19 protein-coding genes, 1 tRNA gene and 1 other annotated feature are annotated in these 23,599 nt (G+C 41.4%); of the genes, 3 read left to right on the top strand and 17 right to left on the bottom strand.

Annotated features, from left to right (window positions below):
* Positions 1-58: 58 nt before the first annotated feature.
* Positions 59-1,834 (bottom strand): DNA primase, encoded by a 1,776-nt coding sequence (dnaG, locus tag KFE17_00995; protein ID QUO32373.1) that lies wholly within the window; start codon positions 1,832-1,834, stop codon positions 59-61.
* A 96-nt stretch (positions 1,835-1,930) separates the two neighbouring features.
* Positions 1,931-2,935, bottom strand: a complete 1,005-nt coding sequence (locus tag KFE17_00990) for a deoxyguanosinetriphosphate triphosphohydrolase (GenBank protein ID QUO32372.1) — start codon at positions 2,933-2,935, stop codon at positions 1,931-1,933.
* 200 nt (positions 2,936-3,135) lie between these two features.
* On the opposite strand from KFE17_00990, the gene KFE17_00985 reads away from it, so the two are divergent.
* A complete protein-coding gene (locus KFE17_00985) occupies positions 3,136-4,485 on the top strand; it encodes an MATE family efflux transporter (GenBank protein ID QUO32371.1) in 1,350 nt (449 codons plus the stop codon).
* A gap of 41 nt (positions 4,486-4,526) precedes the next feature.
* Here the strand turns inward: KFE17_00985 and pap are convergent, their stop codons facing one another.
* From pap to infC, 7 genes are all read right to left on the bottom strand, one after another.
* The gene (gene pap, locus KFE17_00980; GenBank protein ID QUO32370.1) at positions 4,527-6,038 is read right to left on the bottom strand and encodes a polyphosphate:AMP phosphotransferase; all 1,512 of its coding nucleotides are present in this window, start codon (positions 6,036-6,038) and stop codon (positions 4,527-4,529) included.
* 66 nt (positions 6,039-6,104) lie between these two features.
* Entirely contained in the window at positions 6,105-7,934 is a 1,830-nt protein-coding gene (locus KFE17_00975) for an ABC transporter ATP-binding protein (GenBank protein ID QUO32369.1), read from the bottom strand.
* Between the two features lie 6 nt (positions 7,935-7,940).
* Positions 7,941-9,713, bottom strand: a complete 1,773-nt coding sequence (locus KFE17_00970; protein QUO32368.1) for an ABC transporter ATP-binding protein — start codon at positions 9,711-9,713, stop codon at positions 7,941-7,943.
* Positions 9,714-9,862: 149 nt separating this feature from the next.
* Positions 9,863-9,947, bottom strand: a tRNA-Leu gene (locus tag KFE17_00965).
* A 193-nt stretch (positions 9,948-10,140) separates the two neighbouring features.
* Complete coding sequence (gene rplT, locus KFE17_00960) at positions 10,141-10,497, bottom strand: 50S ribosomal protein L20 (GenBank protein QUO32367.1); 357 nt, start codon at positions 10,495-10,497, stop codon at positions 10,141-10,143.
* A gap of 30 nt (positions 10,498-10,527) precedes the next feature.
* A complete protein-coding gene (gene rpmI, locus KFE17_00955) occupies positions 10,528-10,725 on the bottom strand; it encodes a 50S ribosomal protein L35 (GenBank protein QUO32366.1) in 198 nt (65 codons plus the stop codon).
* A 55-nt stretch (positions 10,726-10,780) separates the two neighbouring features.
* Positions 10,781-11,275, bottom strand: a complete 495-nt coding sequence (gene infC, locus KFE17_00950; protein ID QUO32365.1) for a translation initiation factor IF-3 — start codon at positions 11,273-11,275, stop codon at positions 10,781-10,783.
* A 370-nt stretch (positions 11,276-11,645) separates the two neighbouring features.
* Between infC and KFE17_00945 the strand changes: the two genes are divergently transcribed.
* Both KFE17_00945 and KFE17_00940 read left to right on the top strand, forming a co-directional pair.
* Complete coding sequence (locus tag KFE17_00945) at positions 11,646-13,097, top strand: L,D-transpeptidase/peptidoglycan binding protein (protein QUO32364.1); 1,452 nt, start codon at positions 11,646-11,648, stop codon at positions 13,095-13,097.
* 147 nt (positions 13,098-13,244) lie between these two features.
* Positions 13,245-14,600 (top strand): sodium-dependent transporter, encoded by a 1,356-nt coding sequence (locus KFE17_00940; protein QUO32363.1) that lies wholly within the window; start codon positions 13,245-13,247, stop codon positions 14,598-14,600.
* Positions 14,601-14,711: 111 nt separating this feature from the next.
* Here the strand turns inward: KFE17_00940 and KFE17_00935 are convergent, their stop codons facing one another.
* From KFE17_00935 to KFE17_00900, 8 genes are all read right to left on the bottom strand, one after another.
* Positions 14,712-15,575, bottom strand: coding sequence for a DegV family protein (locus KFE17_00935; protein ID QUO32362.1), 864 nt, complete (start codon positions 15,573-15,575; stop codon positions 14,712-14,714).
* 80 nt (positions 15,576-15,655) lie between these two features.
* Entirely contained in the window at positions 15,656-17,011 is a 1,356-nt protein-coding gene (locus tag KFE17_00930; protein QUO32361.1) for a spore germination protein, read from the bottom strand.
* A gap of 60 nt (positions 17,012-17,071) precedes the next feature.
* Positions 17,072-17,590: a deoxyuridine 5'-triphosphate nucleotidohydrolase gene (locus KFE17_00925; protein ID QUO32360.1), complete on the bottom strand. Its 519-nt coding sequence runs from the start codon at positions 17,588-17,590 to the stop codon at positions 17,072-17,074.
* A 27-nt stretch (positions 17,591-17,617) separates the two neighbouring features.
* Positions 17,618-18,106, bottom strand: coding sequence for an anaerobic ribonucleoside-triphosphate reductase activating protein (gene nrdG, locus KFE17_00920; protein QUO32359.1), 489 nt, complete (start codon positions 18,104-18,106; stop codon positions 17,618-17,620).
* Positions 18,106-20,226 carry an anaerobic ribonucleoside-triphosphate reductase gene (gene nrdD, locus KFE17_00915; protein QUO32358.1) on the bottom strand — a complete coding sequence of 707 codons (2,121 nt, stop codon included), beginning with the start codon at positions 20,224-20,226 and terminating at the stop codon, positions 18,106-18,108. The genes nrdG and nrdD overlap by 1 nt, the downstream gene beginning before the upstream one ends.
* A 164-nt stretch (positions 20,227-20,390) precedes the next feature.
* Positions 20,391-21,164 (bottom strand): ATP-binding cassette domain-containing protein, encoded by a 774-nt coding sequence (locus tag KFE17_00910; protein ID QUO32357.1) that lies wholly within the window; start codon positions 21,162-21,164, stop codon positions 20,391-20,393.
* On the bottom strand, positions 21,151-22,038 hold the full coding sequence (locus KFE17_00905; GenBank protein QUO32356.1) for an ABC transporter permease: 888 nt from the start codon (positions 22,036-22,038) through the stop codon (positions 21,151-21,153). The genes KFE17_00910 and KFE17_00905 overlap by 14 nt, the downstream gene beginning before the upstream one ends.
* Positions 22,039-22,088: 50 nt before the next feature.
* Entirely contained in the window at positions 22,089-23,111 is a 1,023-nt protein-coding gene (locus tag KFE17_00900) for an ABC transporter substrate-binding protein (GenBank protein ID QUO32355.1), read from the bottom strand.
* Positions 23,112-23,246: 135 nt separating this feature from the next.
* Positions 23,247-23,499: a binding site (T-box leader), on the bottom strand.
* Between the last annotated feature and the right edge of the window lie 100 nt (positions 23,500-23,599).

The following is a 23,599-nucleotide window of genomic DNA, read 5'->3' as shown; positions in this document are numbered from 1 at the left end:
GTTCCTTCCTCTCTGCTTTCTTCGGAACTCCGAAAAAAGCTCTGTTTATATTTTATCCTCAATTAATAGAAATATGCAGTCTTGAAAGGTCTTGAAGCGCCTTCTTTTCTTCCATTAAACGCTGAAGTCCTCCGATATCAGTAGGCGCAAGATGCTGTGTCGCATACTCTACGCTATGTTGTTTTACACGAATGATTGTTTCCTTCAGAGCTTTTTCCTGCTCTTCTTTCGTAGTAAGTTCCCGAATTTTTGTGTGGAATAAAGCCGCCACTTGCCGGTGTTCTTCCTCATCTGTAAAATGATTCATGATCCTTGCCGGATTCACTTCACCGGCATCATGCTGCTCATACAGAAGTTCTGCCACTGTATGATACAATTCGGTTGTAAAATCTCCCGGCTGGATATAACGTCCAATCTGCTCAAACAGACTTTCATCCTCTATCAGCCATGTCAATAATAACTTCTGAGAAGTCATATTTCCATCTTCCCGCATATGGTCTTTTCCCTGTGCTGTTAATGGCTTTTTGACGGGTGCGGCAAGTCCGCTCTGAATCGCCATCTTCGCCACAAGCTTTCGAAGTTCCTCATAACCGGTATGATAAATTCCGGCTACCGCCTCGATATAGTTATTGCGCTCAATCTCTTCTTCAAACTCGCCAAGACGCCTTGCAGCTTCCCTTATAAATTCCGTTTTCCCTTCAGGAGAATTCATATCATAACTGCGTTCCAATACTTCCAGCGAAAACAGGAAGCCATTTCGCGCTTTCTGGATTCTCTCTTCAAATGCCTGTGCACCGAGATGTTTGATAAATTCATCCGGATCTTTATAAGGATCCATTCGGATCACTTTCGCTGTAATTCCCGCTTCTTTTAAAATCGGGACTGCCCGCAATGCAGCCTTTGTACCGGCTTCATCGCTGTCGTAAGTCAGATAGACTTCATTGACATACCGTTTGATCAGCTGTGCATGTCCTGCCGTCAGTGACGTTCCAAGTGATGCCACCGCATTACTAAATCCTGCCTGATGCAGCGAGATCACATCCATATACCCCTCACAGATCAGAAAATACGGCTTTCTTGATGTTCTGGCGCGGTTCAGTCCATACAGATTCCGGCTTTTATCAAAAATCGGCGTCTCCGGGGAGTTAAGATATTTTGGCTTTGCATCTCCCATGACTCTGCCGCCAAATCCAATTACTTTATTATTCACATCCATGATCGGAAACATAACACGATTCCAAAACTTATCATAAACGCCATTTCGTTCATCGATCGTAATGAGTCCCGCCTGTTGGAGCAATGTATCCGAATAGCCTTTCATTTTCAGATAGCGGTACAGATCATCGCTGTATTTGTTAGAATAACCAAGCCCAAATGCAACAATTGTCTCATCACTCAGCTCCCGATCTTTCAGATAGCGGTACGCCTGCTGTCCATGTTCTGATTTTAATTGTGCATAATAATACTTGGCAGCCAGCTTATTGATCTCCAGAAGCTGCATTCGCAGATCTGCCTTTGCTTTCGCCTCCTGAGAATACTCTACTTCCGGAAGATCGATTCCTGCCCGCTCGGCAAGCATTTTCAGAGCTTCCACAAAAGTAAAATTCTCATACTCCATAATAAAGGTAAATACGTTTCCACCTGCTCCACATCCGAAGCAGTAATACATCTGCTTCTCCCGGCTCACAGAAAATGACGGAGATTTCTCATTATGGAATGGACACAGCCCAAAATATGAACTTCCTTTTTTCTGAAGTTTTACATATCCGGAAATCACATCTACAATATCATTTCTGGATCGCACTTCTTCAATAATCTCATCAGAATAGTACACCACTGTCTCCTTTCCGCTTATTTACGCTGAATTTTGAGAAGATCCTGATAAAAATCCCCTCTATATATTATATTCGACAAAAGTTCGTGATTTCCTTTAAAAATTCCAAGATTCTGGAATAAAATTTTCCTGAAAGATTTTAATCGCATAAGTGTCCGTCATACCTGCGATATAATCACAGATCACCCGCTCCCGATGCTCCCCCGCATCGATCATGGCCAGATATTTATCCGGAAGCTTTTCGATATGCGTCTCATAGAAATGATACAGACTTTGAATCATATGAACTGCCTTTTCTTCTTCTCCCTTTGCCACCGGATTTTGATACACATGCTGAAACATAAATTTTCTCAGCCCCATCGTTGCTTCCTCAATATCCGGGGACATTCTGATAAATGGGCGGTTCATACTGTTGACAATCACATTATGTACCATCGTATTTAACCGTTCAGAAGATGTTTCGCCAAGCACACGCCTGTACATTTCCGGTATATCTGCTTCCACAAGAACCCCGCCCCGGACTGCATCATCAATATCATGATTGATGTAAGCAATCTTATCTGACAGACGTACAATCTGTCCCTCCAGCGTGTGAGGAGTTCCGCTTGTCTTATGATTTAGTATTCCATCCAGCACTTCATAAGTCAAATTCAGCCCCTGTCCCTGCTTTTCAAGCTTTTCTACCACTCGGATACTCTGCTTATTGTGCGAAAAGCCTTCCCGACAGACTGCATTCAGCGCACGCTCTCCTGCATGCCCAAACGGTGTGTGCCCAAGATCATGTCCCAGTGCGATTGCTTCTGCCAGATCTTCGTTAAGCCGCAATGCCTTGGCAATCGTTCGCGCATTCTGCGATACTTCCAGTGTATGCGTCAGCCGTGTTCGGTAGTGATCTCCTTTCGGCTGAAGAAATACCTGTGTTTTCTGCTTCAGCCTGCGAAATGCCTTTGAGTGAAGAATCCGGTCACGATCCCGTTGAAACACCGGTCGGATATCGCACTGTGGCTCCTCCCGTTTTCTTCCCTGTGAGTCTTTGCTTTTCATAGCATAAAGACTCAAGTATTCATATTCTCTTTTTTCAAGCTGTTCCCGGATCGTCATACACTCGCTCCTTTCCGTACGTTTCTTTTTACACGATACTCTCCCATTACTCTTATTATAGCGAAATTCCTTCTTTATGCAAATGATCCCCTCTTTATTTTTTTTATTTTTCCCCAAAAAAATCTTGAATCTATGAACCATTTTCCTTTATAATAGCTTCTGGAATTTTTATACAAAATAAATTTAAGAAGGGTGATACTATGGAAAAAGATATGACTGCCGGAAGCCCGGCAAAGATGATACTGAATTTTACAATCCCTTTATTTCTCGGAAATGTATTTCAACAGTTTTACAGTATGGCAGATACCGTCATCGTCGGTAAGTTCGTAGGTACAAAAGCGTTGGCTGCCGTTGGTTCCACCGGTACGATCATGTTTCTCATTGTAACCAGCCTGATTGGTATGACTGCCGGTTTTACTGTCCTGACTGCCCAGCGCTTTGGAGCCGGTGATCTTGCCGGAATGCGAAAATCTGTAGCCATGTCCGGGATTCTCTCTGCCATCATTTCAATTCTTATTACAATCATCAGTATGGCGGGAATGAAATCCCTTTTGACAGTAATGAATACACCGCAAGACATTTTCCATGATGCATATGTATATATTATGATCATCTGCGGCGGGATTGTAGCACAGATTCTCTATAATCTGCTCTCCAGTATTTTAAGAGCCCTTGGAAACAGCAAGGTTCCTCTTTACTTTTTGATTTTTGCAGCCCTTATGAATATTGTCCTGGATCTTGTCTTCATTATCGGCTTTCATCTGGGTGCAGCCGGAGCAGCCTACGCCACCGTCATCTCCCAGGGGCTTTCCGGCGTTCTTTGCCTGATTTATATTATTAAGAAAGTACCTATTCTGAAGATGACAAAAGATGACTGGCGTATAGACTGGATTGTTGTAAAATTTCAGCTGACCATTGGACTTCCGATGGCTTTCCAGTATTCAATCACAGCCATCGGTACGCTTATGGTACAGTCTGCTCTTAATATTCTTGGCTCTACTATGGTTGCCGCTTTCACAGCTGCATGTAAGATTGAACAGGTTGTAACACAGGCGTTTATCGCTATGGGAACTACTCTTTCTGTCTATTCTGCCCAGAACATGGGAGCCGGCAAAGTCAAACGAATCCGGCAGGGATTTCGCGCTGCTACCTGGATGAGTTTTGTTTACGCCATCCTCAGCGGACTTCTCATCATGACTGTCGGCAAATATATGACGGTTTTCTTTGTCTCAGGAAATATTGGAGAAATTATGGATGCAGTAGATATTTATCTGAAATGTGTCGGCATCTTCTTCATTCCATTAGCGGTAGTCAATCTCTACCGGAACGGAATTCAGGGAATGGGATTTGGACTTCTTCCGATGATGGCGGGAATTGCCGAATTGATTGGACGAGGCGTTACTGCCGTCATTGCTTCCCGCCATGCAAGTTATCTCGGCATCTGTCTTGCAAGTCCTGCCGCCTGGATTCTTGCCGGAGCACTTCTTATTGTCATGTATTTTTATATCATGAAACATAAAATGCCAATCTCAGAAGAAACTGCTCCTTAACGAAAAAGCTTCCCTCCGCATCTTGGAAGGAAGCTTTTTTATTATGATTCTTTATTTTTCTCTTTGGCAATACGCTTTTCGATTGCATCTGCCACTGTCTCCAGCACCTTGATTCTTGCAAAACGCTTGTCATTGCCTTCTACAACAATCCACGGCGCATATGGCGTAGAAGTGCGGATCAGCATTTCATTTACTGCTTCTTCGTAGGCATCCCATTTCTCACGGTTACGCCAGTCTTCTTCCGTAATCTTCCACTGTTTTTCCGGATTCTCCTGACGCTCACGGAAGCGCTTTGCCTGTTCTTCCTGATCAATATGCATCCAGAACTTCAGCACAATTGCACCTGCGTCTGCCAGGTCTTTCTCCATATCATTAATTTCCCGATAAGCGCGTTTCCATTCCTGTTCGGTGCAGAATCCTTCAATCCTTTCTACCATAACCCGCCCATACCATGTCCGGTCATAGATTGCAATGTGTCCGGCTTTTGGCATTGTTTTCCAAAATCTCCAAAGATAATGATGTACTTTCTCGATATCATTCGGCGCACAGACCGGATTGACAACAAATCCTCTCGGATCCATCTTCGCTGTCAACCTCCGGATAGCCCCTCCTTTTCCTCCGGCATCCCATCCTTCAAATCCAATCACAACCGGAATCCTTCTGCGATATAATTCATTATGAAGCAATGAGATTTTTTTCTGAAGTTTTTTTAATTTCTTTTTATATGTCTCCCTCGGACAAGTCAGTGACAGATCTGTTTTTGAAAGCGTGGATACTTCCAGCTCTTTCCACAGGCTGTCTTCCGCTTTCTGATGTTCTTCTTCCTGAATGCGTTCTTTCTGAACTCTTTTTGCCGCTGTTTCCAACGCTTTATTCACAATTGTTAAGATCTTTACCTCTGCAAATCTCTTATCAACTGCTTCTACAATATTCCACGGTGCATAATCGGTATCTGTTTTCTGCAGCATCTCTTCATTCAGCGCTTCATATTGTTCAAAAGCTCTGTTCCGCTTCCAGTCTTCTTTCGTCACACGCCAGGCAGTCTCTTTAGATTTTTCCAACTTCTCAAACCGTTGTTTCTGCTCTTTCTTATCAATATCCAAAAACAATTTAATCAATACCATACCGCCATCTGTAATCTGACGTTCAAATGACAGTATGGAACGAAAAGCATTCTCTACCGTATGCTCATCTGACTTTTTTTCAAAGCGTTCTGCCAATACTTTCTGATACCAGCTGCTGTCAAAAATGCTTATATTGCCATTCGCCGGCATCTTATCCCAGAATCTCCACAAAAACGGATGCATCCGTTCTTCTTCCGTCTCATTTTTTACTGCATAAACCCGAAAACCTCTTGGATCCAGATTCTGAATCATCCGACCAATCTGAACTCCTTTTCCGGAAGCATCATAGCCCTCAAATACAATCATGACCGGGATATCAAGCTGTCTGCACAAGCGCTGCAGTTCACCGAGCCGCTGTCCAAGCTGTGATACCCGCTTTTGATAGTCATCTTTGTCCATTTTCTTTGTTAAGTCAATTTTCTCCAGCATAATATCCTCCTGTCTTTATTCATCTGCATCTTTGAGGATAATTATACGCTTTTTTCAGAAAATTTTCTATGAATTCTTAACGGAATCTTTTTCCAGTTCTTTTCTGAACTGGTGCGTATACAGATCATAATAATGGCCTCTCTTTGCCATTAATTCTTCGTGGCTTCCCCGCTCAATAATATCTCCGTCTTGAACGACAAGAATAATGTCTGCCTGCCTGATCGTGGAAAGGCGGTGTGCAATGATAAAAGAAGTCCGATCCTGAAGCAGATAGTCAACTGCTTCCTGAATTAACTGCTCTGTCTCTGTATCGATAGAAGCTGTAGCCTCATCAAGAATGAAAATATCCGGATCTGCCAATACTGCGCGGGCAAAAGAAACAAGCTGCTTTTCTCCTGTAGAAAGGGAATCTCCGCCTTCTCCAACATCACTATTCCACCCCTGTTCCAAATGTCGCACGACTTTATCCGCAGATACTCTTGCTGCCGCCGCTTTTACTTCTTCATCTGTTGCTTCCAAACGTCCATAACGAATATTTTCCATGACACTTCCGGAAAACAGATGTGGATTCTGAAGTACATATCCAATATGGCTGTGAAGCCATAGCTGACTTCGTTCCCGGTAGTCTCGTCCATCAATTAAGATTCTGCCCTTTGTCGGTTCAAAAAATCTGCAGACAAGATTTACAATGGTACTCTTTCCGGCTCCTGTTTCTCCAACAATTGCCACTGTTGTTCCTGCCGGTACCTTTAGATTAAAATCTTTCAAAATATATTCGTTTCCATCCGGATATTTGAAAGATACATGTTCAAACTCAATCTCCCCGCGGATTGGCTCAAAATTTTCTGTTTTCGGTTCAAACACATCTCCATAAGTCTCTGTAACTTCTTTTGTATCGCGGATCTGTGGTTCCTCATCGAGAAGTCCCATTACCCGCTCAATATTCGCCTGAGCTGAAATTAATTCGGACAGGTTTCGGGCAATCTGCTGGATAGGCTCAAACAAATTGACCGCGTACGCCGTAAAAGCCGACAGTGTTCCGATCTCAAGCGCATGATCAAGCACCATCATTCCTCCATTCTTAAGAATGATTGCTGTAGCCACCGATCCAAAGAGTACGATCAGGGAAATATAGACCGCATTTAGTCTTGCCCCGCGGATACCGCTCATTCTCATATCCGCTGTTACTTCCCGGAATTCCCGCGTGTTTTTCCCCTCAATCACAAGCGTTTTGGACGTCTTTGCTCCCATAATCCCTTCATTATAGGCACTGGTAATTTTCGAATTCTGTTTTCGTATTCTTCTGTTCCAGTGCAGAATCCGTTTCTGAAAATATCCGGTCAGGAACACAATAAACGGAACAATCAGAATTACCCAGAGCGCCAATTTGAAATTCAAAAATGACATAGCGATCAGTACGCCGATCACATAAGTCAGCGCCCATAAAATATCTACAAGATTCCATGCAATTAATCCGCTGATTCTTCCCGTATCGCTCATAACGCGGGCCAGAATATATCCTACCGGCGTCACATTATAATAAGAAAATGACAATGTCTGCAAATGTTTAAAACATGCAAATCTCATATCTCTTAAGAGATTCAGCTCAATCCTTGTAGAACCCCTTGTAAATACAATTACGCTCAGCGACTGTATTAGAATTACAACGCCATAAACAGCGGCGAATCTCCATATATGTTCTACCGTACCTGCTTCAATAAATTCATCTACTGCATACCGCTGAAACAGCGGCAGCATAATATCGATAAGCGCACATACAAGATTAAAAAACAATACGATCGCAAATGTTTTATAAAATGGTTTAAAAAACGGAAGCAATCGTTTCCAGATTTTTAAATCAAATTCACTGCTGTATTCTTTTTCTTCTATCTTCATTGTTAATTACCTCCCTTCTTCCTGCTGTCCCATCTGAATATCATGGATCTTCCGATAAGTTCCTCCAAGTTCCATTAATTCTTCATGAGATCCCATTTCTGTAATTTTTCCATCCGAAAGTACCATAATCTTATCTGCCTGCATCAGCGTAGTAATTCGATGAGAGATCAAAATTACCGTCGCCTGATTCATCCGTTCTTTCAGCGCTGTACGAATCTTAATATCTGTCTCTGTGTCCACTGCTGAAAGCGAATCGTCAAAAATCATAATATCTGCATTTTGCATCAGCATCCGGGCAATCGCAACTCTCTGCTTCTGACCTCCGGAAAGTGTTACTCCCCTCTCTCCTACAATGGTGTCATAACCATCTGTAAAACTGTCGATGGCGCTGTCTACACATGCAATCTCACAAGCTTTCTTAATTTCTCCCAGAGTCGCTTCCTCCAATGTAATACTGATATTTTCCTGAATTGTCCGGGAATAGAGAAACGGTTCCTGCAGTACAAGTCCCACATGTTTTCTAAGATAACTTTTCTGAATATTTCGGATATCGGTATCTCCGATTAAAATCCTTCCTTCTCCTTCTTTCAATTCATATAAACTGTTAATCAAATGTACAAGCGTACTTTTACCGCTTCCTGTCGTTCCCAGGATGGCAAATGTTTTGCCTGCTTCAATAGTAAAATTCAAGTCTTTTACAATTGGCTGCCCCTCTTCGTATCCAAATGTCACATGTTCAAAATGAATATCCTGATTCATCGGAGGTGTGCATGCGCCCGGAGCATCTTTCTCTGATTCACTGTCTAATATGTATGCCAGACGGTCAATAGAAACTCCTGCTTTACTCATTTCCGAAAGTACACGGCCGAGACTTCTTACCGGCCAGATCAATGTCGCATTGTAAGACACCAACGCCAAAAATTCTCCCAGCGTAATATTTCCATTCACTGTTGAAATTGTTCCCAGTGTGATAATCAACATCACCTGAAGACCAGTAATCAAATCTCCTGTTCCCCAGTACAGACTCATAATCTTCCCAAGACGGATCCACATATTAGAAAAATCAATATTTTTTTCCTGAAACCGTTCCGTTTCATAACGCTCCCGTCCAAAAGCCCGAACGACACGGACACCAGTAAGGTTTTCCTGCACTTGTGTAGAAAGCCGTCCTTCCGCCTCATCTGCATCCAGAAATTTATTTCCGATCTTTCCATAAAAATAGCCGGAATAAAGCACAATAACCGGAATAAATATAATTGCGATCATCGTAATCTTCACACTCATTGAAAGCATTACACTGACTGAGAATAAAATCAAAAAGCAAATACGAAATACTTCCAGCAGCTGATTCGTGATAAAGTTTTTAACCACTTCTACATCCGAAGTACATCTCTGAATAATCTCTCCGGTCTGGTGCTTTGTATGCCACTCAAAGGGCAGCGTCTGGATATGTGCAAACAACGTATCTCTAAAATCTTTCACAAAATGCTCAGATCCTTTTGCGGTAAATGTTCTCGCCCAATAATTGCAAAGCATATTCAGACATGCGATGATAATAACCGCTGTTGCTGCGGCAGTCAGCATTGTCCCTGGATCAGCAAACACTTTCAGGCTCTGCGGAAGCGGCTCACTTCCGAGAATAGAATCTACACTCGTTCGAATGATCTGTGGAATAATCGCATTCAATACTGTATTGCCCATTGAAAATATAAGGGCTAATACAAAAAAATGTGTATTTCCTTTTAAAAAACGTAAGATAACTTTTGCCTTCCCCTTCATGATATCCTCCTTTTCACTTACCTTTTCTTATATATCATTTTTACATAATATTTTTTGGATGCCAGCTGATCTTGACACGCAAAAGAATATTTATGTTTCATAAATGCACGAAAAAAGAGTATTGCATATGCAATACTCTTTTCATATAGTGCGGAAGATGGGACTTGAACCCACACGATCGCATTGATCACAAGATCCTTAGTCTTGCTCGTCTGCCAGTTCCGACACTTCCGCGTGCCTCATCGGTACTTGTATATAATACTATATATTCTTGCATATGTCAACTACTTTTTTAATTTTTTTATTTTTTTATTTTTTTCTGTAGCTGCTGTATGCAAAGGTTTGGGGCAATCCAACGACTCCCCGAAAGGGAGTCGCCCTCAAAACAATTTGACGTAAATCAAACCCCTATGAAGTTAAACTTCAATTAAGCTAATTTTGATTTTGCAGTCTCTGCTAAAGCTGCAAATCCCTGTGCATCATTTACTGCTAATTCAGCAAGCATTTTTCTGTTGATTTCAACACCTGCTAATTTTAATCCATGCATCATCTTGCTGTAAGATAATCCATTCATTCTAGCTGCAGCATTGATACGGGCAATCCATAACTGTCTCATCTGACGTTTACGCTGTTTTCTTCCTGCGTATGCACTTGTAAGTGCTCTCATTACAGACTGTTTTGCAACTCTATACTGTTTTGATCTGGCTCCTCTGTAACCTTTTGCCAGCTTTAATGTTCTATTGTGTTTCTTCTTTGCGTTCATTCCGCCTTTAATTCTTGCCATCTCTTAATCCTCCTTCAATCTTTCCATTACCTACAGATATGGTAAAATCTTCTTCATGTTCTTTACGTTAGTAGCATCTGTGATTGTTGCATGTCTAAGATTTCTTTTTCTCTTAGCTGATTTCTTTGTTAAGATATGGCTCTTATAAGCTTTGTTTCTTTTTAATTTTCCTGTACCTGTTACTTTGAAACGTTTTGCAGCAGCTCTGCTTGTTTTTATTTTTGGCATAATGTGTTCCTCCTTCATTTTGGTTCACTTTTGTAAACCTGTAAATAATTTATTTTTAACGTTTTTCAGTTAAAACCATACTCATGCTTCTGCCTTCAAGCTTAGCAGGTTTTTCAATAGATGCAACATCTTTCAACAATTCTGCGAAATCATCAAGAATATGCTTACTTGTCTGCATATGCGCCATCTCTCTTCCACGGAAACGAAGTGTAACTTTTACCTTATTTCCTTTTTCGAGGAATTTTCTCGCATTGTTCACCTTTGTGTTTAAGTCATTTCCTTCGATGTTTGGTGACAGACGCACTTCCTTTACTTCGACAGTCTTCTGTTTTTTCTTTGCTTCCTTTTCTTTTCTCGCCTGTTCATAACGATACTTTCCGTAATCAATAATTTTGCAAACCGGCGGTTTTGCTGTCGGAGCAATTTTAACCAGATCCAGTTCCGCTTCCTGCGCAAGCTTCATAGCTTCTCTCGCAGACATAATCCCAAGCTGGTCTCCATTTTCTCCAATAAGACGGACTTCTTTGTCTCTGATTTGTTCGTTGATCATTAATTCGCTAATTGTAGTGCACCCCCATCATAATCTCTATGCTTTCATTACCAGGCATAAAAAAAGCGGATAGACAAACTATCCACATATACTTCCATAATACTATCCTTCTGTTCAGATACTATTATATCAATATCAAACCATTAGTCACTCACTTGTGCTAAGGTGAGAGTGGATACTCTGCTTTCTTTTCTCATGCACGTCATATGTTATCACATACATATATAACTGTCAAGTGTTTTTCTAATTTTATATGAAATATTTTTTTAATCTTATTGAGATAATTGTGTGATAAATATATGTTATCGTAGATTATTATAAAGTACCTCTAATCAAAAATCAATTACATTCTATAATAGGAGATATTCTTATGAAACACTGTGCAAGAAAAAAAGCTTTACACCGCAAGCCTATGAAAAGAACAGCTAAACACCGTCAGCCTCATCCGGCTTATATGATTCTTTTTATACTGACTGCTGTTTTTTATTTCGGGATGGCAATCTATTTTTCTTTTCATCTTCTTCCAGGTACAACAATTAACAACATTCCATTTTCTAACAATACATGCGAAAACGTCACAAAATATTTCCGTAATCAGATTCGTGATTATCAATTAACACTTCAGCTTGCAGATGGAAGCACCACAGTGATTGACAGCGCTTCCATTTCTCTTGCTTATGATGGCAACAAGGCTATTCAGACGATCTTTGATGAACAGCCGGTATTCGCCTGGCCAGCTTATCTGTGGCGCACGCAGCATCTGACAGTCCCTTTAAATGTTACATATAATATAGAAGCAATGGATTCTGTGCTGCTCTCTTTCGTACCTCCGAGTCCGGAAACACTCATCCCTTCTGCATCTGCTGAACCAGAATTTAACGGTGACACTTTCGTGATCAAACCGGAAGTCTATGGCAATGAGATAAATCCGGAACAACTCCGTAAAACGATTGACCATGCAGTTACCACGCTCACTCCAACGGTTAATCTGCTCGAACAGCATTGTTATCAGAAGCCGAAATATACCGCTAACTCAAAAGCTGTACAGGAAGCCTGTCGTATTTTAAATCAATACTGCAGCACTTCTATTACATACCAGATTGGCAATCAGACAGAAGTGATCGACAAATCTGTTATTTCCTCCTGGCTGACTTGGGATGAAAACATGAACGTCTCTGTGAACCGTGATGCAGTGACCGCATTTTATCGCGATTTTGGTACACGGTATGATACACTTCGTTCTGAACGTACTTTTACAACACCGACCGGCAAAAATGCAGTTGTCTCCGGAGGAACTTATGGCTGGTCTGTAGATGAGGCCGCTGAAATAGAATATATCCTCTCCATTCTTGAGAGCGGTCAATCTGTCACGAAAGAGCCCGCTTATGTGCAGACGGCTGCTGCCCATGCCAATCCGGACTGGGGTAATACTTATATCGAGGTAGATCTGACTGAACAGCATATGTGGTATCTTCAGAACAATACTGTTGTCTTTGAGTGTGATGTTGTAACCGGTGAACCCATTCCTGAAAAAGAAACACCGACAGGCGTTTTCTTTATCATGGAAAAACTCCGCAACAAAACGTTGATCGGCGCTCCGGATCCTATTACCAACGAGCCTTCTTACCGGCAGCCTGTTAAATACTGGGCAAGAGTTACCGGAACCGGCATCGGATTCCATGATGCCGACTGGCAGACAGCTTTCGGAGGCTCCAGATATCTTTATTACGGTTCTCACGGATGTATTAATATGCGTCCTTCCGATGCTGCCGCCTTTTATGATATGATTTCTGTAGGAGATCCCGTCATTATTCATAACTGATGATGCGTGACGAATTCTCTGTAACTGATAATCACAATCCAAAACCAGAGCGAATTTAACATAACAAGATAAATTTGTCACTTGTTTGAACTTTCTTTTACTGTCATAATTATGTATTAGTACTAAATGAATGGGGGAAACATTATTATGAAAGAAAGAAGTAATTTTTCCAGCAAGATCGGCTTTGTTCTGGCAGCAGCCGGTTCTGCTGTCGGACTGGGGAATTTGTGGCGGTTCCCATATCTCGCCGCCCAATATGGCGGAGGCACGTTCCTTCTTGTTTATGTTATATTGGCGCTTACGTTTGGATTCACACTCATGATTGCAGAAATTGCAATCGGACGTAAGACAGGGCTCAGCGCAATCGGCGCTTTCAAAGCACTTGATAAACGATTTAATTTTCTTGGAATCCTGGCTTCCATCGTTCCGATCATCATATTCCCATACTACTCTGTTATTGGAGGCTGGGTAATTAAGTATCTCGTGACATTTGCTCAGGGACAGGCGAACGCCGCCGCACAGAACGATTACTTTACAGGATTTGTGTCAACAGCCACTGAACCGGTTGTCTGGTTTTCCATTTTCCTTGGCATTACAGCAATTGTTGTTATGTTCGGTGTGGAAAAGGGTGTCGAAAATGTCAGCAAATTCATGATGCCAGTTCTTGTCCTGCTTACAATTGGAATCGCTGCCTATACTTGTACGATCGATGGCGCAGGCGAAGGCATCAAATACTACCTTCAGCCACATATGAAAGATTTTTCAGCGAAAACAATCCTCGCTGCTATGGGACAGTTGTTCTATTCTATGTCACTTGCAATGGGCATTATGGTTACATATGGTTCTTACATGAAGAAAGACAACAACCTGGAACGCTCTGTTCATCAAATTGAAATTTTTGATACCGGAATCGCATTTTTCGCAGGATTAATGATTATCCCTGCAGTATTTGCATTCTCAAACGGAGATACTTCCAATTTAAAGGCTGGTCCAAGCTTAATGTTCGTTACACTTCCAAAGGTATTCGACAGCATGAAAGCCGGCAATCTGATTGGATTCGTTTTCTTTCTGCTTGTATTATTTGCAGCATTAACCTCTTCGATTTCATTGATGGAGACTATCGTTTCTATCTTAATGGATAAATTCCACCTGAAACGCCGCACAACCTGTGCCGGTGTCGCAATCGGAGCATTAATCCTCGGTATCCCTTCTTCTCTTGGATTTGGCGTACTGAGTCATATTTCCTGGAGAAATATGACCATTCTTGATATCATGGACTTCATCAGCAACAGTATCCTGATGCCGATCGTTGCCTTCTTTACATGTATTTTTGTTGGATTTGTGATTTCACCGAAAGTCATTTCCGATGAGATCAAAGCAACCAATGGACGCTTCAAATTAGAAAAAATGTTCACAATCATTATCAAATGGGTTGCGCCTATTATTCTGGTATTGATTTTAGTAAGTTCTATCTTGAACGCACTTGGAATTTATACACTTTAATAGATATACTTTTTCAATATAATCAACAAAAGGCCGAAGATACAGTTCCTTTCATCTTTCAACATTCTAACTGTATCTTCGGCTTTCATTAATTTCTCATATAAAATCTATTTATCTCTTCTCACCCATACAGAATACAGCAACTACCCCCGGTCCTGTATGTGTTCCGATCACAGTACCGATTCCGTTGATTACAACATCCTGAATTCCATATTTCTTTTGAATCTGTGTTTTTACATATTCTGCATCCTCCAGACAGTCCCCATGAGTTACCATTACAAGATCATTCTCATATCCTTCCATCTGTTTTCCCATCATATCTACAATCGTATTCAGGGCTTTCTTTCTTCCGCGCTCTTTACCAATTACAATAAGTTTCCCCTCATCATTCATATGAATAATCGGTTTAATCTGGACAAGTGTTCCAAGCACTGCTGTCGTTTTAGAAATGCGTCCTCCTCGATATAAATGATTTAAATCATCCACTGTTACATTATGACAAATATGAAGCTTATTCTCTTCCAGCCACTGTGCCAATTCCTCCAGTGTCATTCCTTCTCGCTGTTTCTTCAGCGCTTTCACCAGAAGCAGTCCCTGCCCCATACTTGCACAGAGTGAATCTATCACGATAATCTTAGCATCCGGATATTCTTCTGACAGCTCTTCTGCTGCAATTCGTTCACTATTATACGTTCCGCTTAATCCTGAACTAAATCCAATACAAAGAATATTCTTTCCTGCTTTTACAAATGGTTCAAAAAATTCTTTTGCCTGTTCCGGATTTACCTGGGAAGTCGTAGGCATGGATCCTTCCCGAAGCTTATCAAAAAACTCTTTTCCGGAAAGTCCCTTTCTGTCTTCATAAGTCTTGCCATCTAATACATAATTTAACTGGAGCACCGGAATTCCCTGCTCTTCCAGCATATGTTCCGGCAGATCTACTGTACTATCTGTTACGATGATAAAATCTCTCATGTTATTCCTCCCTGTATATATCTATGCACATTATACACGAAAACAAAGAGCTGGTACAGTTTTTCTTTTAATTCACTTTACTAATTCAACTTAATATTTAGATAATTGCGCCCTGACAGTGTTTTATTAAATGCAAGCGAACAAAAAATAATCACACATCCTATTCCAAAGCCTGCCACATTGAACATCGCTGTCAGTACGAGCAATAACAATCGCATAAACTTAAGCGCATAACCAAGTTCAAAATTAGGCTGCGTATAATTTGAAACTGCTACAAACGCCATATAAAGCATCACTTCTGAATTAAACCAACCGGATTTTACGGAAAACTCTCCCATCACAATACCGGCAATCACACTGAGCGGCGTGCTTAACATACTCGGCGTATTCATCGCCGCTAACCTTAATCCATCAATCCCAAGTTCCAGCATCAACATCTGATAAATAAGCGGAATATTAATCTCATCCTGCACTTGAATAAATGCGAACATATCGGGAATCCACTCCGGGTTCTGCATAAACAACAAGAACAGCGGCGTAAAAAATACCGTCAGAATTGTTATAATTGCCCTTGAAATCTTCAGATAAATTCCTGTCAACGTTGGAAAATAATAATCATTCGCCTCTTCAATCATATCGAGAATTGACGTTGGCAAAATCATTGCAGAGGGTGAATTGTCAACAAGAATCGCAACCTTTCCTTCCAGAAGGCAGGCTGCCGCTGTATCCGGCCGTTCAGTAAACTTGAATTTTGGAAAAGGATTAAACCATTTCCGTTTAAACAATGCTTCTGCTAAACTCTGCTGGTTCATCCGAAGATCATCAATTTCAAGAGATTCGATCCGATTCAGGAGATTTTTCAATAACTCCTGATCCACTCTGTCTTCCATATAGCTTACTACAACGTCAGAACGGGAACTTTTTCCTACTTCCAGCATTTTCATCACAAGATGCGGATCTCTGATTCTTCTTCTCATTAATGCGGTATTAAATACAATTGTTTCTACAAACCCATCTCTTGATCCCCGGAGCGATTTGTCCTTGTCAGGTTCATCCACTCCTCTTGCCGGATAGGTGCGTGTGTCGATGGCAATACATTCTTCATAGCCGTCAATAAAAAGGCAGGTGACTCCTGAAAGAATATTGCGTATAATATCATCAAAATCATTTATAATATCTACTTCCACATAAGAAACAACCTTTTCTGAAAATGCTCTTGCAGAATCAGGCATATTTTTCTCTGTCACCGCAAAAAATGATGCCATAATCTTGACCATCGCTTCATCTTTCATAAAACCATCAATAAAATAAAAAGAAGACGCCCTGCCTCCGATCTCAATATCTCTTTGCAGCACGTCAAAACTTTCCTCAATTGGAAGCTGCATTGATAAATAGCGCCGGTTCTCTTCTATAAGTCTGCTAACTTTCTTCGCCATAGAACTCCTCCTCGAACTGTTGCTACTTATCATGCCCGCTTCTTTTCATTTTCATTCTCTTTATTTTGTTGTACTTCCGAATCCGCCGTTTCGGATCTCGTCTGCATCATCATCTACTGTGATACCATACTCTACAAAAATTCCCTGCATAAATCCGGTTCCTTCCGGAATCTCGACCGTCTTGCCTTCCTTTGTATCATTTGTAATCTTAGCAAAAATATGCCCTTCATTATCTGAATAAAAATAATCACTGTCAATGATTCCGACGGTGTTGTTCAACTGTAAACGATACTTAAATCCAAGTCCGCTCCTCGGATAACATTTCAGCACCCAGTCATACTCCATTTCTACCCGGATCCCTGTTGGAATCTTAACTGTCTCGCCCGGTTTTAATGTGAAAGCAGCCGGCGCAAAAAAATCATATCCCGCGCTGCCTTTCGTAGCACGTTTCGGAAGCCGGATTGCCTCATAAATTTCACCAATCGGCTTCTGCCCTTCCACAGCTTCTCCAAATGTATCCGTCCAGTCGGATTCAAACCGTTCTTTACTTACTTTATGAAATCTCGCAATTCTTCTCATGTCTGTTCTTTCCTCTTCTTCTATTGGTTATGCATGCAGTACGACTGTTCCGGCTTTCAGCGTTGCAGGAACATCTATTACCCGCTGATTCGCACTTCCCTTCCAATGCAGGTTTGCATCAAACTTCTCGATCTGGAACTCCCCGTCTACAATTACATCTACATACTTAACAATTTCCATCGTTCTAATCTCTTCCCATGTACACCCGGTATAAAGCCAGATTGTTTTCTCCGGAAATTTTGTACGGATTTCTTTTGCCAGTTCTTTGATTTCATATATATTGTTTGCGTGAAGCGGATCTCCGCCGCTGAATGTAATTCCACTGACATAACTTTTCTCTAATTCATCAAAAAGTTCTTTCTTTGCAGACTCATCAAAAATAAGTCCGCTGTTCGGATCCCATGTGATCGGATTCTGACATTCTTTACAGCAATGATCACATCCGGATACCCACAGTACTACCCGGAGTCCGTCTCCATTTAACATATCATCCTTTGTGATATTATGATAACGCATTACATACTTTTCCTTTCCGCAATTTCTGCCATTTTCGCGTCATTCAGACGAGTATCGCCCTTTACGCGGGAATAGGATAAATATCCGTTCATCCGGTCAATTTTTGTTAGATTTGAACTTCCACAAACCGGACATACATCCATCGAAAGCTCTTCATGACCACAGTCATCACAGTAAGCCAATGACAGATTCACACCTTCATAAAATCCAAGTTCCATTGCACGGCGTACAAGTGATTTGATCGCCTCTTTATTATAATTGATCGGATATTTTACATACTGAATTTTCCCGCCATTGAGAAGATCCCAGAATCTTCCTTCCAAATTCTGTTTTTCAATCGGCGTAATCTCTTCTGTTACATGACAGTGGAAACTGTTACTTACATATGGACGGTCAGAAACATTTTCAATGATCCCATATTTCTTGCGGAACTGCTGAACCTGAACACCACAGAGATTCTCTGCCGGAGTGCCGTAAATTGCATACAGATGTCCGTCTTCTTCTTTAAATTCATTAATGCGCTTGTTAATGTATTCCATTGTCTCAAGTGCAAAAGCACCGTCCTCCACAAGAGATTTCTTATTGTGAAGCTGCTGCAGCTCATTCAGCGCTGTGATCCCAAAGGATGCTGTTGCGGATTTTAAAAGCGGTTTAATCTTATCATACAGTCCAAGATTACCACCGTAGAATCCTCCTTCACAATAAGCCAGCGGATTCGTTGACGCTTTCATTTCTCCAAGATATTCATAAGTACGAATATGGAGCTGGCGGATCAATTCCAGATAATAGTCAAGCACTTTGAAGAAATCTTTGCTCTCCTGTTTCGCTTTCGCATAAATCATCGGAAGGTGAAGACTGATCGCACCAATATTAAATCTTCCAACAAAAACCGGTTTATCATTATCATCTGCCGGACTCATGCCGCCTCTCTCATACCACGGAGAAAGGAATGCACGGCATCCCATTGGGCTGATGACTTTTCCATAGCGTTTGTACATACTTGCCACATATCCCTTACCGGTCAGACTTAACCAGTCCGGATACATTGTCTTACTGGAGCACTCAATTCCTGCTTCAAATACATCTTCCAGTTCTTTCCCCGGTCCGTGAAGGTTCTCATCATACAGAAATACAATCTTCGGGAATAATACCGGTTTTTTATGTCCCGGTTTGCCCTGCCCGTTTTGGCGCACTCTCAGCATCGTAATCGTTGCCAGCTTACCATACCTGGAAGTATTGATTCCGGCTGTTACCGTAATAAATGGATAATCACCACGACTTGAAGATACGGAGTTAAATTTATACTCCCATCCCTGGAAGCCCTGTTCCATTTCTTTCTCGAGATCTTTCCATGCTATCTGCTGTACGACTTCTTCATCCAATCCCAGGCTTCTGTATTTTTCAATATATTTTTCATGAGATTTTCTCGCATACGGTTCAAGAATATCATCTACGCTCGGAACAGTAAATCCGCCATATTGCTGACTTGCAGCGCTCAGTACGATATCCCCGATAACATCAAATGCCGTATCCAGTGTCTTCGGTTCGTTATACCAGAGATTTCCCATCTCAAATCCGCCGGACAGTACATTCTGCACATCAAACAGACAGCAGTTCATTGTATCGCGTCTTGCAGACATATCATGAATATAAATATAACCGTCACGGATCGCCTGAACTTCCTCAACTGTCAGGAAGAACTTCTTGTAGAGCTCTTTATTCAGCTCATTAAAGATCAGACTCCGTTTTGTAGAAACAAGGGCGCTGTCCGTATTACTGTTTTCTTTGTCTCCGATATACATAATCGACTGACTCTTCTTGTACACTTCATCCAGCATCTGAACAAAATCCTGCTTATAGTTGCGATAATCCCGATAACTCTTCGCCACAAGCGGATTCACCCGCTCAAGCGCACCTTCGACAATATTATGCATCTGCGGAATATGTACTTCATCTACACCCATCTCTTTTACTTTTTCTTCCACAAAACGACAGATATCCTGTAATTCTTCTTCTGTAAATTTTACAAGTACACGATAGGCAGACTTATTGACTGCCACAACAACCTTCTGTACATTAAACTCTTCTGCAGTACCGTCTTTCTTGATTACTTTCAGCATTGCCTTACTCCTTCCTCTCCTATAATCAAATCTATGATTCGTATATATTGTATACATTTCTACCTTTTAAACACAATATAGTGTATAAAGACCATGTAATATAGTACCTTATACACTATAGGAAAGTCAATATACAAATGCACCAAAAATTTCACTGCTTCTGTCTAATTCCCGCATTCTATACTGATCTCATTAAATTGTTTTAGAATATCATCAATCGTAAGAACTGCCTTTTCCTTACCTTTTTTATCCAACACACACTGCCCCTGATGCATCATCAAAAGGCGGCTTCCATATTCCACCGCATAACGAAGATTATGAGTAACCATTATCGTTGTGATATGCTTCTCCTTCACAATCTGATCTGTCAACTCCATAATTAAGTCTGCTGTCTTTGGATCTAATGCTGCCGTATGCTCATCTAAAATCAGAAAATCAATCGGCGTCATAGTAGACATTAAAAGTGCCATTGCCTGACGCTGTCCCCCGGAAAGCGCTCCTACTTTTGTATCCAGTTTTTGTTCCAGTCCAAGATTTAACTGGCGAAGCAATTCCCGGTAATGTTCTATCTGCTTTCGGTTTGTTCCTCTTTGCAGTCCAAAAAAACTTCCTTTATGATCTGCCAACGACATATTTTCCAAAATCGTCATGTCCGGACAAGTTCCAAGCGCCGGATTCTGGTACACTCTTCCAATTCTGCGGCTGCGCCGGAACTCCTTTTCCTTTGTAATATCTTTCCCATTTATAAAAATTTTACCGGATTCCACCGGAATACTTCCACAGATAATGTTTAACATAGATGTTTTACCGGAACCGTTACTTCCGACAACCGAAACAAATTCTCCATCCTCAATCTGCAGATTAAAATGTTCAAAAAGGCACATCTCATTTAATGTTCCCGGATTATAATATTTGTCAATTTCTTTAAGCTCCAGCATGTTTCTTTACCCTCTTCTTTCTGTCCATACTAATGATTAAAATCACAAGAAACAGTACCGCCGTGATCAATTTCATATCCTGCGGCTCAAAATTCCGGATTGCCAGCGCCGCACAGGCTTTATAGATCACTGCACCGATCAGAACCGTTGTTGTTGTCTGAAGTAACGATATATTTTTAAACAGGCTTGTTCCGATAATCACACTTGCCAGACCGATCACAATTGCACCGGTACCCATAGAAATTTCAAAAACTCTTTCCTCCTGACAGAAAATACAGCCAGCCATTGACACAAGTCCATTGGCAATCGCAAGTCCAAGAATCTTCACATTGCCTGCATCTTTTGCAAGGGATGTAACAAGTGTTTCATTGTTACCAACCGCCCGCAGAAGGTATCCGGAACGGGTTTTCATATACAGATCAAGCAGGATTTTTGCAAGCACTGCGATAATAACAATGATAAGCAATGTGCGATACGGAAGTAATCCTTTCGGAACAATCTTGTTCAGCAATGCATTGGAAAAAATGGTTTTCTGCGAAAACAGCGGAACATTTGACGTCCCTGCAATTCTGAGATTGATCGTCCAGAGCGCTGTCATCATAATAATTCCGGACAGCAGATCCCGCACTTTGCATTTCACATGGATCAGTCCCGTACAGATTCCTGCGGCTGCTCCTGCTGCAAAAGATATGAATAGTGTCAAAAATGGATTAAGGCCCCGCGTAAGCATTGCCGCACTAATGGCAGCGCCAAGCGGAAAGCTTCCGTCTACTGTCAGATCCGGAAAATCCAGTATTTTGTATGTGATATAAACTCCCAGCGCCAGAATTCCGTAAATGAATCCCTGCTCCAGAATTGATATGATCAGATTCATGTTGATTGTCCCCCATTCCTTCGATATCTGTTTTTCTACAAGTTTCCCTTCTATTGGGAAATTGTCTCGAACACTTCTGCTGCTCTTTCATTCAGTGACTCCGGAATCTGAATACCAAGCGCTTCTGCTGCTTCTGTGTTGATATAAAGACTGCTTCCTTCGATGACTTCTGCCGTCATTTCACTTGCTTTTGCTTCACCTTTCAACACTTTGGCTGCCATACGTCCTGTCTGCTTGCCAAGTTCCACATAATCCAGTCCCTCTGCTGCCAGGCATCCAAGTTTTACCTGTTCAATCTCACTTCCAAATACCGGAATACTTTTCTTCGTTGCTTTTTCTAAAATTGTGGTAAGCGAGTTTACTACTGTATTGTCTGTCAGATTTGTCATGCAGTCTACTTTTGATAACAGACTTTCCGCTGCCAGAGGAATATCTGCTGTTGCTGTAATACCTGCCTTTTCAATCGTAAATCCATACTCCGGCGCCAGTTTTTCATAAGTTTCAATGGCTGAAATAGAGTTCGCTTCACTTGTTGTATACATAATTCCAATGGTCTTCGCCTCCGGAAGCATCTCCCGGATCATTTTCAATTGTTCTTCAATCGGAAGCTGATCGCTCGTTCCTGTCACTTCTCCAACCGGATTTCCTTCCTCATCTGTCAACTGCGCTGCTGCTGTATCTGTCACAGCAGTATAGATTACCGGAATTCCCATATCCATGGCTGCATTATAGGCTGTCTGAGCGCTCGGTGTTGCTATGGCGCAGATCAGATCTGCCTGATCAGATACAAACGTATCTGCAATCTGTCCTGCCGTTCCCATATCTGCTGCTGCATTTTTATAAGTAACGGTAAGATTCTTTCCCTCTTCAATTCCTTCTTCTTTCAGACCTTCCAAAAAGCCTTCCCGACAATTATCAAGAGAACCATGCTCTGCAAACTGTGAAATTCCGATCTGATATTCTTCTGCCTTGCTTTGACTGCCCTTTGCTTCATTTTTTGCATTTCCGCATCCTGTGAATACTCCCATTGTGAATGCTGCTGCCAGTAAAATTGCTGTTACTTTTCTCTTCATAATTCATTCTCCTTCTTTATTCTGCATTTTCGCGTTTTGCCAACCAAAGAGTTCTATGCCTCACTCTCTGATCCATGTCAGTTCAGAAGGGGCTGTCAATGGTCGATACAACGAAAAAACCGCCCCAGGCTATTCGCCTGAGACGGTAATAAAATCTTATTATCGCGGTACCACTCAACTTGACAATCTGTCCACTCTCTCATGTACTAACATACATTCCTAATTGGTAACGGGTTCGGTTCCCGTCAGCGTCTACTTAAATGAAAATTCATCTGTTCAAGCTGCCCTCGAAAGTCCATTCAGTCATCTGCTCCATACAGCAATCCCACCATCTGCTGCTCTCTGTGATATCGCCTGATCACTTACTCCTCTTTCTCAACGGTTTTTCTATGTTCTACACTTTACCACGGTAAATTATATTTGTCAATATATCTTATGCAATTTTCTGAAAAATGTGTATCTGCACAGCAATTTTTTCAAAACAACAT

Source organism: Faecalicatena sp. Marseille-Q4148 (assembly GCA_018228665.1).
GTDB lineage: Bacteria > Bacillota > Clostridia > Lachnospirales > Lachnospiraceae > UBA9414.
Note: the sequence above shows the minus strand (reverse complement) of the source record. Positions and strands in the feature narration are given on the sequence as shown.